This is a genomic window from Nitratireductor sp. PBL-C9, from assembly GCF_050877045.1.
GTDB lineage: Bacteria > Pseudomonadota > Alphaproteobacteria > Rhizobiales > Rhizobiaceae > Nitratireductor > Nitratireductor aquimarinus.
Genome location: NZ_JBPAXW010000002.1, coordinates 425932 through 440048, shown reverse-complemented (window position 1 = coordinate 440048; position 14117 = coordinate 425932). Strand labels below are relative to the sequence as shown.

Annotated in this window: 16 protein-coding genes; 5 read left to right on the top strand and 11 right to left on the bottom strand. The window is 62.7% G+C overall.

Annotated elements, in window-relative coordinates; all coding sequences use genetic code 11:
- Positions 1-18: 18 nt before the first annotated feature.
- Both ACRTG1_RS05940 and ACRTG1_RS05935 read right to left on the bottom strand, forming a co-directional pair.
- Positions 19-738 carry a copper homeostasis protein CutC gene (locus tag ACRTG1_RS05940; protein ID WP_432515904.1) on the bottom strand — a complete coding sequence of 240 codons (720 nt, stop codon included), beginning with the start codon at positions 736-738 and terminating at the stop codon, positions 19-21.
- The gene (locus ACRTG1_RS05935; RefSeq protein WP_432515903.1) at positions 722-1624 is read right to left on the bottom strand and encodes an ROK family protein; all 903 of its coding nucleotides are present in this window, start codon (positions 1622-1624) and stop codon (positions 722-724) included. The genes ACRTG1_RS05940 and ACRTG1_RS05935 overlap by 17 nt, the downstream gene beginning before the upstream one ends.
- Before the next feature lie 70 nt (positions 1625-1694).
- On the opposite strand from ACRTG1_RS05935, the gene ACRTG1_RS05930 reads away from it, so the two are divergent.
- Entirely contained in the window at positions 1695-2696 is a 1002-nt protein-coding gene (locus ACRTG1_RS05930; RefSeq protein WP_206993942.1) for a LacI family DNA-binding transcriptional regulator, read from the top strand.
- Between the two features lie 65 nt (positions 2697-2761).
- Here the strand turns inward: ACRTG1_RS05930 and ACRTG1_RS05925 are convergent, their stop codons facing one another.
- From ACRTG1_RS05925 to ACRTG1_RS05885, 9 genes are all read right to left on the bottom strand, one after another.
- A complete protein-coding gene (locus ACRTG1_RS05925) occupies positions 2762-3556 on the bottom strand; it encodes a transporter substrate-binding domain-containing protein (RefSeq protein ID WP_113154146.1) in 795 nt (264 codons plus the stop codon).
- A gap of 19 nt (positions 3557-3575) precedes the next feature.
- Entirely contained in the window at positions 3576-4493 is a 918-nt protein-coding gene (locus ACRTG1_RS05920; RefSeq protein ID WP_283800198.1) for an isoaspartyl peptidase/L-asparaginase, read from the bottom strand.
- Positions 4494-4496: 3 nt separating this feature from the next.
- A complete protein-coding gene (locus tag ACRTG1_RS05915) occupies positions 4497-5231 on the bottom strand; it encodes an amino acid ABC transporter ATP-binding protein (RefSeq protein WP_432515902.1) in 735 nt (244 codons plus the stop codon).
- Position 5232: 1 nt separating this feature from the next.
- Positions 5233-5904 carry an ABC transporter permease subunit gene (locus ACRTG1_RS05910; protein WP_432515901.1) on the bottom strand — a complete coding sequence of 224 codons (672 nt, stop codon included), beginning with the start codon at positions 5902-5904 and terminating at the stop codon, positions 5233-5235.
- The gene (locus tag ACRTG1_RS05905; protein WP_222473790.1) at positions 5901-6575 is read right to left on the bottom strand and encodes an amino acid ABC transporter permease; all 675 of its coding nucleotides are present in this window, start codon (positions 6573-6575) and stop codon (positions 5901-5903) included. Before ACRTG1_RS05905 ends, ACRTG1_RS05910 begins: the two co-directional genes overlap by 4 nt.
- Before the next feature lie 351 nt (positions 6576-6926).
- Positions 6927-7733 (bottom strand): amino acid ABC transporter ATP-binding protein, encoded by an 807-nt coding sequence (locus ACRTG1_RS05900; RefSeq protein WP_113154141.1) that lies wholly within the window; start codon positions 7731-7733, stop codon positions 6927-6929.
- Positions 7730-8677, bottom strand: coding sequence for an amino acid ABC transporter permease (locus ACRTG1_RS05895; RefSeq protein WP_206544586.1), 948 nt, complete (start codon positions 8675-8677; stop codon positions 7730-7732). The genes ACRTG1_RS05900 and ACRTG1_RS05895 overlap by 4 nt, the downstream gene beginning before the upstream one ends.
- A 38-nt stretch (positions 8678-8715) precedes the next feature.
- Positions 8716-9573, bottom strand: a complete 858-nt coding sequence (locus tag ACRTG1_RS05890) for an ABC transporter substrate-binding protein (protein ID WP_317562114.1) — start codon at positions 9571-9573, stop codon at positions 8716-8718.
- A 111-nt stretch (positions 9574-9684) separates the two neighbouring features.
- Complete coding sequence (locus ACRTG1_RS05885; RefSeq protein ID WP_432515900.1) at positions 9685-10701, bottom strand: isopenicillin N synthase family dioxygenase; 1017 nt, start codon at positions 10699-10701, stop codon at positions 9685-9687.
- 97 nt (positions 10702-10798) lie between these two features.
- On the opposite strand from ACRTG1_RS05885, the gene ACRTG1_RS05880 reads away from it, so the two are divergent.
- The 4 genes from ACRTG1_RS05880 (at position 10799) to ACRTG1_RS05865 (ending at position 14069) form a co-directional block, all read left to right on the top strand.
- Positions 10799-11743: a nucleoside hydrolase gene (locus ACRTG1_RS05880; protein WP_113156163.1), complete on the top strand. Its 945-nt coding sequence runs from the start codon at positions 10799-10801 to the stop codon at positions 11741-11743.
- A gap of 176 nt (positions 11744-11919) precedes the next feature.
- Complete coding sequence (locus ACRTG1_RS05875; protein WP_317089443.1) at positions 11920-12570, top strand: TetR/AcrR family transcriptional regulator; 651 nt, start codon at positions 11920-11922, stop codon at positions 12568-12570.
- Positions 12571-12734: 164 nt separating this feature from the next.
- A complete protein-coding gene (locus tag ACRTG1_RS05870) occupies positions 12735-12932 on the top strand; it encodes a hypothetical protein (protein WP_206554305.1) in 198 nt (65 codons plus the stop codon).
- 174 nt (positions 12933-13106) lie between these two features.
- On the top strand, positions 13107-14069 hold the full coding sequence (locus ACRTG1_RS05865; RefSeq protein WP_113154137.1) for a helix-turn-helix domain-containing protein: 963 nt from the start codon (positions 13107-13109) through the stop codon (positions 14067-14069).
- Positions 14070-14117: the final 48 nt, after the last annotated feature.

The window sequence follows — 14117 nt, the reverse complement described above, 5'->3', positions numbered from 1 at the left end:
ACAAATCGATGAACCGCTCTAAAGGCCTTCGAGCACCGTCTTCATCTGCCGGATTTTCTCCGCCGAGGTCCGGCGCGCGGTCTGCGGCGCAAAGCCGAATGCGGCGAGCCGCGCATCGGTGGGCACAGAGATTCCACAAGACGCATGAAACGCGCTTATGCCCGTCCGCTCGGAAATCGCGACGGCATTCTCGGGAGCGACACCGGACCCGACCATGATCTCGATGCGCTCGCCGGCATGCGCCTGCATGTCTTTGAGTGCCGAGAGCCCGTCAATGGCCGTCAATGCGCCGCCTGACGTGAGAATTCTCTCAAAGCCAAGCGCAATGGCGGTGTCGATCGCCGCCAGCCGGTCTTCCACCGTGTCGATCACGCGGTGCAGGGTGCGCCCCATGCCCTCGCTCGCCGCGCAGAGCACCGAAAGCACGGCTTCGTCGAGATGGCCGTCAGCGGTGGCCGCCCCCAGAACCACGCCGGCAAGGCCCGCACCCCGCGCCGCCGCAATGTCATCCACCATCAGCGCAACCTCACGCGCGCCAAAGCAGAAATCGCCCTGGCGCGGCCGGATCATGGCATAGGCCGGCACTCCGCACCCTGCCGCCGCCCGCATCAGGCCAAGCGATGGCGTCAGCCCGCCAAGCGGCAGCGCCGAGCACAGCTCAATCCTGTCCGCCCCGCCTTCGACGCAGGTTTCCACGCCTTCAAGCGTGTCCACGCAAACCTCAAGCGTTGCCTGCATTGTGTGCCTCCCTTGCAAAGATTGCAGCGCCCACCAGTGCCTTTTCCGCCCCGCCCTGAACCGGGACAAGCAGCCGTTCGCTGCGCTCGATCAGGCAGCGCTGACGCACCTCTCTATCAAGCGCTTCAATGAGTGTTTCATCCTGCGCCAACCCGCCGCTGACCGGGATGATGGACGGATCGACCATGTTGACGATGTTGGCCAGCGCGCCGCCGACAATGTCGAGAAAGACATCGACGGTGCGTGTCGCCCATTCCTCGCCGGCATGCCATTGCGCAAGGATCGTCACGCTGTCGCTCTCGATGCCATGCAGGTGCCGGTGCAGCCGCTCGATGCCGCGCGCAGCCCCCAGCGTGTCGACACAGCCCACCTGGCCGCAGCCGCATTCAATCGCAGGCAAAACGGTGCCCGTGCGCATGGCGCTTGCCGGGCCGTGGCCCCATTCGCCCGCGTTGCCGGTCGCGCCCGTCATCACCCGGCCATCGATCACCACCGCGCCGCCAATGCCCGTTCCGATGATTGCGGCGAGCACCTGCCGGTGTCCGACGCCCACGCCCGTCTGCGCTTCGGCGAGCGCAAAAGCATTTGCATCGTTGATGACATAGACCGGGCGCGCGAGTGTTTCGCGCAGATCTGCGGCCACGTTGCGACCGGTGATGCAGGGAATGTTGGCGCTGCGCGCAAGCCCGGTCACGGGATCGATCACCGCCGCGATGGAGATGCCCACCGGCGCATCGCCCTCGCCTGCCATCGCCTTCACCGTTTCGCGAAAAGCGTCGTAATCACGCGCGGGCGTCGCCTGCCTGCCGCGAATGACAGGCCTGTTGTCCGATCCCATGTCGGCAACGATGGCCTTGGACCCGCCGATGTCAAAACAACATATCATTTCAATTCTTTCGTGTTTGATGGCATAAGGCCGCGAAGGCCAGAACATTACAAGAAGACCGGAAAAATCCATGCCCGAAGACAAACCCGCGCGACGCAAAAGGCCGACGATTGCCGATGTCGCAAAGCGGGCGGGCGTGGCGCCGGCGATTGTCTCCCGTGCGCTCTCGCCGGAGCGCCGTCCGGTCTCGCGCGAGAAGCGCGAGCGTGTTCTGAAGGCCGCCGCGGAGCTTGGCTACAACCAGAACCCGCTGGCGCGCGGCCTGGCCACCAATTCGCTCGACATGGTGGCGGTCATCGTCAACCACATCACCGATCTTTCCGATCTCGACCTGTTCGACCCGCTGCTCGAAGCGATCCAGGCGCTCGGCAAGCAGGCCGTCATCATCCGTGTCGGCAACACCGAGAAGATCGAGGATTTTCTGCGCAACAGCGCCGCGTTTCACGTTCATGCAGCGCTCGTCTTTTCCGACTTCGCCGACGCCGAAGGCGTGCGCACGCTGTTCCACAGCGACAATGTTCTGATGCTCAACGGGCGCTTCGACGCCAAGTCCGCCTACATCACCATCGACGAGGCGGCAGGCATTCGCGAGGCCGTGACGCGCGCGCTGGAAAGCGGGGCGAAGACCGGCGCGCTGGTCACCGGCCGTCAGACCTCGCTCATCGAGCAGGCCCGCATTCAGGCCTATCGCGACATCTGCGCCGGGGCAGGTCTCGATCTCGTTCAGGAGCTGCAGGGCGACTATTCCTATGCGTCGGGGCTTGCCCTTGCCGGCCGCATCGACGGCGCTAGCCTTCCCGATGCTATTTTCTGCACCTCGGACGCCATGGCCATGGGCATGATGGACGGGCTGAGGGCGCGCGATCTTCTGCCGCCGCGCGACTATCGTCTTTACGGGTTCGACGCCGTGGTGAACGCCAATTTCAACGCCTTCGACATTTCCTCGATCGGCTTTGACAAGGCGGAACTGATCCATGGCATTTCGATGTTTCTGAAGGACCCCGCCGGCTATCGCGACCACCCGGAAGTGCATGAACTGCGCACCCGTTTCGTCGAGCGCAGCACCGGCTGACAAACCGACATTCGATCAATGAGAATGCCCGCCGGCAAGATTGCTCGCCAGCGGGCCGTTCGGGTTTACCAGAGCGGGTTCAGCTCCGGCGGGTTGGCGTCTTCGCCCCACCACTTCTTGTAGTTTGCCTCATAGGCGCCGGACTGGATGTAGTCCGAGACGAACATGTCGAGCCAGCGCACGAAATCCGGATCGCCCTTGGCGACGGCAATGCCGATCGGATCGTTGGAATAGAGACCCGGCACCGTGACCAGACCTTCTTCCTGTGCTGCGAGATAGTCGAGCATGGAGGAATCCTCGATGCCGGCGTCAACGCGCTTCTGACGCAGCAGCAGAACGCCATCCGGCGAGAACGTGTCGGTGTAGACCAGTTCCGCACCCGGCACTTCACGCTTCAGGAAGGCTTCGCCCGTGGTGCCGCGCCCCACAACGACGCGCTTGCCATCGAGGTCGGCGAGGGTCTTGATCCCTGCATCGGTCTGGGCAATCACGCGCAGGCCGGCGCGGTTGTAGGGGATCGAGAAGCTCACCGCCTTGGCGCGGGGCAGCGTTGCAGACGTGTTTGCGACCACGATGTCGAGCTGGCCGGAAACCAGCATCGAAACACGCGCATCGCCCGAAACGTCGGTGAACTCCACCGGCACGCCGATCTTCTCGGCAAGCAGGGTGGCCACGTCCACGTCGTAGCCGACGGGGTTGTTCTTGTCGTCGCGGAAGCCGATGGGCTCGCCGCCCAGCGACACGCCGATGCGCACCTTGCCGCGCTCGATGATGTCATCCAGCATGCCGGCTGCCGCCGGTCCGGCGAGCGCGGCACAGGCCGCCAGCGCCACGATGGTCTTCTTCACGAGAGATTTCATTGAACTCCTCCTTCTTAAATCAGATCGGTTGCGATTGCCGCTTTTCCGGAGCGGCCATGGAAGGCTCCCAGAACCAGTAGGCAACGGTGCCCTGGCCATGGAGATTGACGACACGGTGATTGCCGTGCGTGTCGAGCGCGTGGATCACCACTTCGCCGATGAAACCGGTGTCGAGCGCGAGCAGATCGTCGGCTGCGCTCTGGATCGCGTCGTCGAGAGACAGACCGCATTTCATGCCGTGCACGATTGCGTGTGCCGTCGCCGAACGCATGGTCATCTCGCCGGTATGCGTGCACGCCGCCGCGCCATAGCGGCTGTCGGCGTAAAAGCCTGCGCCGGGGATCGGGCTGTCGCCCACGCGGCCCGGATATTTCCACGCCCAGCCCGAAGTCGAGGTGACGGTCGCAATCCCGCCGGTCTGGTCCTGCCCCAGAAACACGGTCGTGTCGCGCACCCGCTCGGGGTCGGTGATCGCGCCCAGAAGCCCCGCCAGCGGTGTGTCGGGGAAAGCGCCCTTCTGTTCTTCGGTCATCAGGCCGTCGAGCTTTTCCCACCAGACGCGCTTGCTGTCCGGATAGAGCATGTCGTCAGGCGTGAAACCGATTTCATCTGCAAACCTGCGAGCGCCCTCTCCGGTCAGCATCACATGGGGCAGCCGGCGCATCACCTCGCAGGCGAGCGCGGCCACATGCAGCGTGCGCGGAACGGCGGCCACCGTGCCCACGGCGCGGGTCGTTCCGTCCATCACGCCGGCGTCGCATTCCATCACGCCCAGCATGTTGGGCCAGCCGCCATAGCCGACGCTGCGCACCTTCGGATCGGCCTCCACGAAGCCGATGCCGCGCACCAGCGCATCCACGGCGGATTTCCCGTTCTTCAGGTCGGTAATGGATTCGGAAAATCCGGCTTCGGCCTCGCAATTGGCAAGAAGTATCACGCGTCAGTCTTTCTTCATCTTGGTCAGGAACTGGCGGATGCGCGGCACGGCAAAGCCGCCATCCTCCGCAAAGAAACGTTCGGTGGGCATGTCGACGATGAGCTCGCCCTGCTCCAGAAAAACGATGCGGCTGGAAATGCGCCGCGCAAACTCGACCTCGTGGGTCACGAACAGCATCGTCGTGCCGCCGCGCGCAAGCTCGGCCAGAATGTCCAGAACCTCGCCCGTCATCTCCGGATCGAGCGCGCTCGTCACCTCGTCCAGCAGCAGGTAATGCGGGTCCATCGCAAGCGCCCGGCAGATGCCCACGCGCTGACGCTGGCCGCCCGACAGGCGCTGCGGATAGGCCGTTGCGAGATCGGCGAGCCCCACCAGCTTCAGGAGTTCGCGCGCCCGCGCCTCGGCTTCCGCACGCGGCTTCTTCAAAACGTTGATCGGCGCCAGCGTGATGTTCTCCAGCGCCGTCATGTGCGGGTAGAGATTGAACAGCTGGAACACCGTCGCCGAGCGCCGCCGCGCCGCCGCGAGCCCCGCCTTGGTGGACACATCATTGCCGTCGACGGTGATCCGCCCGCCAGAGAGGGCCTCCAGCCCGTTGATGCAGCGGATCAGCGTCGACTTGCCCGAACCGCTCGAGCCCAGAATGGTCACCACCTCGCCCGGCTCGATGGTCAGGTTGATGCGCTTCAGGACCGTCGTTTCGCCAAAGCGCTTTTCGACGTCTTCAATGACAATCATGTCAGATTCCTTCCCAGACGACCGACCTGCGCAGCCGCTTTTCAATGCGCGCGCCCACACTCGCCAGAAGCTTTGCCAGCGCGTAGTAGAGGAGCCCCACCACGGTCCACACGATGAACGGCTCGAGCGTGCGCAGATTGAGAATGTTGCCGATCTTGGTCAGATCGAACACGCCGATGACCGAGATCAGCGATGTGACCTGAAGCTGGTTCACCAGAAGGCCGACCAGCGGTCCGATGGAGAACGCGGCAGCCTGCGGCAGAAGCACGAAGCGCAGGATCTGCCAGCGCGAATGCCCATAGACCTTTGCCGCCGCCACCTGCTCCGCCTCCACCGCATCGATGCCCGAGCGGAAGATCACGAATGCAAACGCTGCCGTGTTCAGGCTGATGGTGAGCGATGCCGCCACGAATGGCGTCATGTTGATGTGAAAGAAGGCCGGCAGCCCGAAGAACACCAGAAAGAGCTGAACCAGAACCGGCGAGTTCTTGAGCGCTTCACTGACCGTGACAATCACCTGCCGCAGCACCGGCACGCGGTAATAATCCACCAGGGTGAAAAGCGCCGCGATCAGAAGCCCGACAAGCGTGGTGAGCGTGAAGAGCCCCACCGTGGCGCCCAGCCCCTGCGCAAGCAGCACCAGATCGTAGGGCGTGAAGTCCGCATACCTCATGCCGCACCTCCCGTATCCATCGCCCGGTTGAGCCGCCTGTGAACCGTGTTGATCAGAAGCGACAGCGCATAGGTGAGCGAGGCGTAGAGAACGAGCAGCACGAGATAGACCTCGAAGGGCTTGAAGGTGGTCGAAGCCACGATCTTGGCGGTGCCCGTCAGTTCATTGATCGTGATCGTCGACAGGATCGAGGAGGTCAGAACCATGTTGATCAGCACCGAGCCCATCGGGCGCACGGAGGTGCGCAGCGCAATCGGCAGAACGATTTTTGTAAAAATGGTCCAGCGGCTGAGGCCACTCACCTTCGCCGCCTCGATCACCCCCTGATCCACCGCCAGAATGCCCGAGCGGATGACATCGGAAACAAACGCGCCGCCGATGATCGACAGGGCGATCACCCCGGTCTCGAACGCGCCGATATAGATGCCGATTTCCGGCAGGCCGTAGAAGAAGAAAAAAAGCTGAACGATGAACGGCGTGTTGCGGAACACGTCGCTATAGGCGAACGCAACCCCGCGCACGATCCGGTTTCCGGACGTGCGAAGCGACGCCATCAATGCCCCGATGAGAACCGCCCCGATGATTGCCAGCGTACAGGCGAACACGGTGAGCAGAAACCCGTCGAGCATGAAGGGCAGGTGCGGCCGAAGCGTAACCCAGAGCTGATTCAACGTCCCCCCTCTCCTCAAAAGTGAAAGCGCTTTCATTTAATGAGACAGTCGCCGCCCGTGTCAAGGCCGCAGGCGCGGATTCATCCCGTCTGTCCGTTGAAAGCATGTTGATTGTGGAAGAGGCATGGCGCCCGTGAGATCTGCTCAACAGCACGAGCAGAGCAATTCCAGGAAAAGTGGGAACCGGTTTTCCGTCCGGAATTGCGCAAGAGCAATGAATGAGGGCGTTTTTGCAATTCCAGGAAAAGGGGGAGCACTCTAACCCCGAGAAATCAAAAAGCTGACCCCGCCTTCCGGCAGAACGGGAGACGGGGTCGAAAGCACCTGAAATTAATTCCCCGGCAAACCGGATCAGAGCACCTTGGAGAGGAACTCTTTCGTGCGCGGCGACTGCGGATTGGCGATCATTTCACGCGGGTTGCCCTCTTCGACGATCACGCCGCCATCCATGAAGATCAGCTGATCGCCGATCTCGCGGGCAAAGCCGATTTCATGGGTCACCACCACCATGGTCATGCCGGTTTCGGCAAGATCGCGCATGACCTGCAGAACCTCGCCCACAAGCTCGGGATCGAGCGCGGAAGTGGGTTCATCGAAAAGCAGAACCTTGGGCTTCATCGCCATGGCGCGGGCAATGGCCACGCGCTGCTGCTGGCCACCGGAGAGTTCGCGCGGATAGCTGTCGACCTTCTCGGACAGGCCGACACGGGCGAGCAGCTCCAGCGCCTCGCTCTTGGCCTGCTCCACCGGCACGCGGCGCACATGCACCGGCGCTTCGATCAGGTTCTCCATCACCGTCATGTGCGAGAACAGGTTGAACGACTGAAACAGCATGCCGATCTCGGCGCGCCGCTGGCAAAGCTCGTTGTCCTTCACCTCATAGAGCCTGTCCTTGCGCAGATCGTAGCCAACGAATGCGCCGTCGACGAGCAGAATGCCGCCGGTCAGCTTTTCCAGATGGTTGATGCAGCGCAGGAATGTGCTCTTGCCGGAGCCGGAAGGCCCGATGATGCAGGCGACCGAGCCCTTCGGAACGTCGATGTCCACGCCCTTCAGAACGTCCAGCGTTCCGAAGGATTTGCGCACGCCGCGCGCGAACACCATGGAGTCTTCCGGCACGCCGAAGCGGGCGCGGTTTTCAGATGGAGTGTTGCTCATGTCGCCGCTCCCTTTGCGCGTGTTCCGAAGGCATTGCGCAGGAAGCGCGTGGTCAGGGACTGGCTGCGGGTTTCACTGCGGCCGAAATGGCGCTCCAGGAAATGCTGCCCCACCGACATGATCGAGACCACGGCGAGATACCAGACGGCCACCACGATGAGCAGCGGAATGGTCTCAAAGGTGCGCGCATAGATCGACTGCGCCGAATAGAACAGGTCGTCCACGGCGATGAACGTCACCAGCGAGGTCAGCTTCAGAAGATTGATTGCCTCATTGCCCGTCGGCGGCACGACGAAACGCATGGCCTGCGGCAGCACGATGCGCTTCAGGATGTTGCGGTAGGGCATGCCCAGTGCGCTTGCCGCTTCCGACTGGCCGGTCGGCACCGACTTGATGCCGGCGCGGATGATCTCGGCCATGTAGCCCGCCTCGCAAAGCGAGAGCGCCACAACGGCGGAGAAGAAAGGCGTCATGAAATCATTGGTGCGGATCGAGAAGATTTCGCCGACGAAAGGAAGCGTCAGCGAGAATTCGCGCACCAGCAGCGCCAGGTTGAACCAGAAGATCAGCTGGATCAGCGCCGGCACGCCGCGGAAGAACCACACATAGGCGCCCGCAAAGCTGCGCAGCACCGGGCTCGGCGACACGCGCATCACCGCGACGATGGTGCCGATGACGATCGCCAGGAACATGATGACGACCGTCAGCACCAGCGTGGTCATGAGACCGCTCATGATCGACGGATGGAAGAGGTAGCCGGCGGCTGTCTCCCATCCGAAGGCCGGGTTGACGGCAAAGGCGCGCAGGATGAAGTACGATAGCACCAGGGTGAACGCCGTCCCGATCCAGATGCCGTAATTGCGGCGCGGCACGACGACGAGACGGTCGACCTCCTCCACCACGGATGGCTGGGGCCGAGCCTTGCTCGTATCAACCTTGCTCATCGTTTCTCCAAACTCGCTACAGTGGGACTACAGGCCGATTACTCGGCCCGCAGCGCGTCCATGGTGTCGACGAAATAGGGTTCCTTGATCGCGTAGGCGCCCATTCCATACTTGTCGAGGATCGACTGATAGGTGCCGTTCTCGAACAGTTCGGCGAGTGCCGCGACCATCATGTCGGCGGTTGCCTGATCGCCCTTCGCAATGGCGAGGCCAAGCGGCGCGACGTCATAAAGCGTCGGCAGAACGACGAGCTTGCCATTGCTGGTGACCTCGAAATAGCTCGATGCGGTCGCGTCATCCACGCGGGCGTCGATGCGGTCGGCGAGCACGGCCTGAATGATGTCCGTCGACGTGTTGAACACCGACTTGTCGATCGCTTCCTTGCCATTCTCGGTGCATTCGGCGCTCAGCTTGTCGACCAGGAAGTCGGAACCGCTGCCCGCCGACACGCCCACGCGCTTGCCGCAAAGCGGCATGTCGCCGGCGAAGTCGTCCTTCTTCTCCGGCGATGTCGAAGCCGCGATGCCGGCCTTGATGAACATCACGAAGTCGACCTGCTCCAGGCGCTCGGGCTTGGCCGAAAAGGTTTCCCAGGCAATCTTGAAGCGACCGGCCGCCAGGCCGGGGATCATCGAGGGGAACGGGGTGCGCTGCACATCAAGCTCGGCATCCACCAGCTTGGCGACTTCGCCGGCCAGTTCGATGATGATGCCGGTCGGCTTGCCGTCTGCATCAAGATACTCGAAAGGCGCGAAATCGATCGTGTTGGCGACCGACAGCTTGCCGCTTTCCGTGACTTCCGGCGCAACCGGAATGTCGGAAGCCGATGCCGAAGCGCTCAGCCCCATCAGTGCGGCAAGGCCGAGGCCCGCCATCTGCGAAACATGTTTGTTCATACCCGTTCTCCTCTGGACTTATCCATATATGCCTCAGCCCCCGAGGCATAATCCCTTTGAAAACGGCCCTGGCGTCCTTCGGGACGATCAAGGCCGTTTCAAGCGCGAAGATCAGTTCGCCGCAGCTTCTTCAGCGGCTTTCTTCTTGCGGTAATGATAGTTCTTGTCGATGCGCTCCATCAGGTAATCCCCATAGAGCACCGGCTCGTATTTCGGTGCAGCGCCCTCGGGCACGCAGGCCGGCAGCGCTTCGATCTGCGCTTCCATCGACGGATCGAAGAAGAAGGGCTGCGAGTAGCGCTCACGGCCCGACCGGTTGATCACCCGGTGCGGCGTGGAGACGAACACGTCGTTCGACCAGCGGGCGAGGATGTCGCCCACATTCATGACGAAGGAGTTCGGGATCGGCGGAGCCGGCACCCAGTCGCCACCCTTGTTCTTGACCTCGAGACCGCCGACATCGTCCTGCGCGAGCAGGGTGATGAAACCGTAATCGGTGTGCGGTGCGGAGCCGAACAGCCCCTCTTCCGCCGGCTGCGTGGGATAGTGCAGAAGGCGCAGGAAGGTGGTCGGATCGTCGAAATGGCTGTTCAGCTCGTCCGGCGACAGGCCGAGCGAGATGGAGATCGCGCCAACCATCTTGCGGGCCAGCGTGTTCATCTGGTCCACATAGCGCTCGATGGTCTCGCGAAACTCCGGCAGCGAGGCGGCGTCCGGCCACTGGTTCGGCCCCTGAAGCGGCTTGTCGGCAGCCACGCGCGGATCATCAGCGTCGACCTCATGCATGAAGAAGAGCGACTCGCTCTGGTTCGGCTTGCTCACGGTCGCAACCGACGAGGTGACGATGGTGGAGCCGGCGAACGGCAGGTAACCGCGGAAGTTCTTGTCGATCCGCAGTTTCAGCTTTTCTTCTTCGGGCAGAGCGAAGAACTGCCGGCTCGCTTCGCGTACGGCCTCGATGTCCTCCTGCGCGATCTGGTGACCGACGATGTAGAGGAAGCCGATGTTTTCCAGATAGCCGCGCAGCGTCGACGCGACTGCGCGCACGGCGTCCTCGTCGCCGCCATAAAGACCCGAGACGTCGAGAACCGGAATCTCCGAAAAATCGCCGCGTTCACTCGTTGACATGACCACCATCCCAGCTTGAAGATACTATACAGTACTGTATTTATGCATATCGGATTGTGCTCGGCAATAGCCGAATCAGACGGAAATGGGAACCGACATGGCGCCACGTAAGATCATCATCGATACCGACCCGGGGCAGGACGACGCCTTCGCGATCCTGTTCGCCCTGGGTTCCCCGGAAGAACTCGAAGTGGTTGGCATCACGACCGTTGGCGGCAATGTGCCCCTTTCGCTCACCACCAAGAACGCGCTCAAAGTTGTGGAACTTGCAGGCCGCCCCGACGTGCCGGTCTTCGCAGGCTGCCCCGGACCGATGGTGAAGCCTCTGATGACGGCGGAATATGTCCACGGTGAAACCGGGCTGGACGGCGCCGAACTCCCCGAGCCGACGACGCCGGTGCAGGACGAGCACGCCGTCAACTGGATGGTTCGCACGATCATGGACGCGCCCGAAGGCGAGATCACCGTCTGCACGCTCGGGCCGATGACGAACCTCGCCATGGCCATGACCATGGAGCCGCGCATCATCCCCCGCATCCGCGAAGTCGTGCTGATGGGCGGCGGCTTCTTCGAGGGCGGCAACGCCACGCCGGCAGCCGAGTTCAACATCTTCGTCGACCCGCATGCGGCCCACAAGGTGTTCCACTCGGGCGCGCCGGTCACCATGGCCCCCATCGACTGCACCTACACCGCACAGATGACGCCGGAATGGCTCGAAACGCTGGGCGCCACCGGCAGCCGCGCCGCACTCGAGGCCGCCAACATGGCCGGTTTCTTCTGCCAGTATGGCGATCATAAATTCCCGACCAAGGCGCGGCCGATCCACGATGCCTGCGTCACCGGCTATCTGCTCGTTCCGCAGGCCTATGAGCAGCGCGAGTGCTATGTCACGGTCGACATCTCCTCGTCCGAGACCATTGGCATGACGGTGGTCGACTGGTGGCACGTCACCGGCAAGCCGAAAAACGTCAATGTGCTGCGTCGGATCGATCCGGCTCCGTTCTTCGACCTCATGCTGGAGCGCATCAGCGCCCTGCCCTGACGCAATCGCGGCAATGCACGATGGCGCTGCGCACCCAACGGGGTGCGCAGACCACTTTAGAGTTTACGGATGACCGGCCCCGCAACTTCTGTTAGCGAAAGCCGTTCGACAGGAAAGAGACCAGCAGGTTCCCAGAACAACAGCGCGTGAATGCGCACCAGAAGTGGAGGCAGCCCGTGGCGCAGAAGAAGGCATCGAAATCCGCAAAGGACAAGAAGACGTCATCGCGCCAGACGCTGTCCCGTGAAGCCTGGGCAAAGGCGGCGCGCAAGGTTCTGGAAAAGCGGGGCATCGCCGAGGTCAAGATCGACCGCCTCGCCCGCCACTTCAAGGTCACGCGCGGCAGCTTCTATTTCCACTTTTCCAGCCTAAAGGATCTCCACGAAGAGCTTTTGAACGAATGGCGTCGCGCCAATTGCGCGCCCTTCGAGGCCAAGCGCGACATCACCGATGTCGACGGGCTGCAGTTCTTCACGGAGATCGTCCACATCTGGGTGGATGAAGACCCTTTCAGCCCGCTTCTGGATCTCGCCGTGCGTGACTGGTCGCGCACCTCGAAAGCGCTCGGTCAGGAAGTCGCCCGCATGGACGACCTGCGCATCACGCTCCTGCAACGCGCCTTTCGCGCCATGGGATACGGGCCGGAGGAGAGCCTTGTGCGCGCCCGGCTGACCTATTTCCACCAGATCGGGCAATACGCGCTCTCCTTCAAGGAAGATCCTGACCAGCGCAAACGCCATGCGCCCATCTACGGAAAAGTGCTGCTCGCGCCGCTGGTTCAGGAGCCCAACCTGCCAAAAGACTGGCAGGACGGGGAAGACCGTTAAACGGCAACCCTTTATCGCGTTTAAAGGCTTCACGACCGGTAAGAAGCGCGAAATCGGTGCATTTCTGCAACTATTTCGAGCCGGCTAAGAATAAACCGTTGACGAAAGAAAATTTCTAAATAGGTTGCCGCTACGTAATTTCGGGTGGGGGCCCTATGGGACGAGTGATCGAGATCATCGCAATCGCGGTGATCTGTTGGGGTGTGTTGTTTTCATTTTTCTGGGTGGTGAACACCGCATTTTTTTGCCCGCGCTATTCCAATGCGCAGGCTGCAATTCATATTGCGGAAGCTGTCGGCCTCTGCGTCATCATCATCTTTCTGCTGGACTTCTTCATCGCCCGGGTCAGCCAGAGGAAATAGCGGTTCGAGTATTCAGCATCGCCCGCACCGCATCTCATCCAATGGTCTATTGACAGATCCGCTCCAGCAAAGAGACTGACTGAAAGACACTGTCAGACGGCCCGGGAGGCCGGGAGCCAAGACAGCGTGGAGGCGCTGGCTGGCAGTGGCAGGCAAACCATGGGGAGGAAAGCCATGGATGGACGCAGTCTGTCGTATCATGCGGACAGGGTTCTGGCGGCGGTCGATTCCAACCGCTCGGCCAAGTCCGCGCTCGTGGCGTCGTGGCAGCGCTCCTGCCGGCTCCATCGGCTCGACCCGGCCGAACGCCGCAACCCGGAACGCATTTCCGATGCGGAACTGGCGGCCGCCCGCGCACGGCTCGAACCGCTTCTCCGCTCCGCGCAAACCCCGCTCGACCAGCTTTTCCTCGCCGTCGGCAGCTCCGGCTGCTGTGTGGTTCTGGCCGACCGGCAGGGCATCCTGATGGAACGGCGCGGCACGCCGGGCGATGACGAGACCTTCCGCCAGTGGGGGCTGTGGACCGGCACGGTCTGGAGCGAGCAAAGCGAAGGCACCAATGGCATCGGCACCTGCCTCGTGGAGCGCCGCACGCTGACAATCCACCGCGACCAGCACTTCCACTCCCGCAACACGCTTCTCTCCTGCACCACCGCGCCGGTCTACGATCATGAGGGCCATCTGGCGGGCGCGCTCGACGTTTCTTCCTGCCGCGCCGACTTGACCGACGGCTTTGTCAGTCTCATCGCCACCGCGGCCAGCGATGCCGCCCGCCGCATCGAGGCGGAGGCGTTTCGCCTCGCCTATCCTCAGGCGCGCATCATGCTCCTGCCGGCGGCGGACCCGTCCGCCCTCATCGCGGTCGACAGCGACGATCTGGTGATCGGCGCAACCCGCACGGCCCGCGCGCTTCTCGACCTCCCGCCCGGCCCGCTTGCCAATCCGCTGCCCGCATGCGACGTGCTGGGCGGCCCGCAGACCGCGTCGCCCGGCCTTGCCGGGGCCGAGCGCAGCGCCCTTCAGCGCGCGCTTGTCAGCGCCGGCGGCAATGTTTCCGAGGCCGCGCGCCAGCTCGGCATTTCCCGCGCCACCATGCATCGCAAGATGGCCAGGCTCGGCGTCGGCCGCACCCATTAGCGCCCTCCGGGATGTTTTGATGCGTCACCTGTCGCAGATCTGAGACAG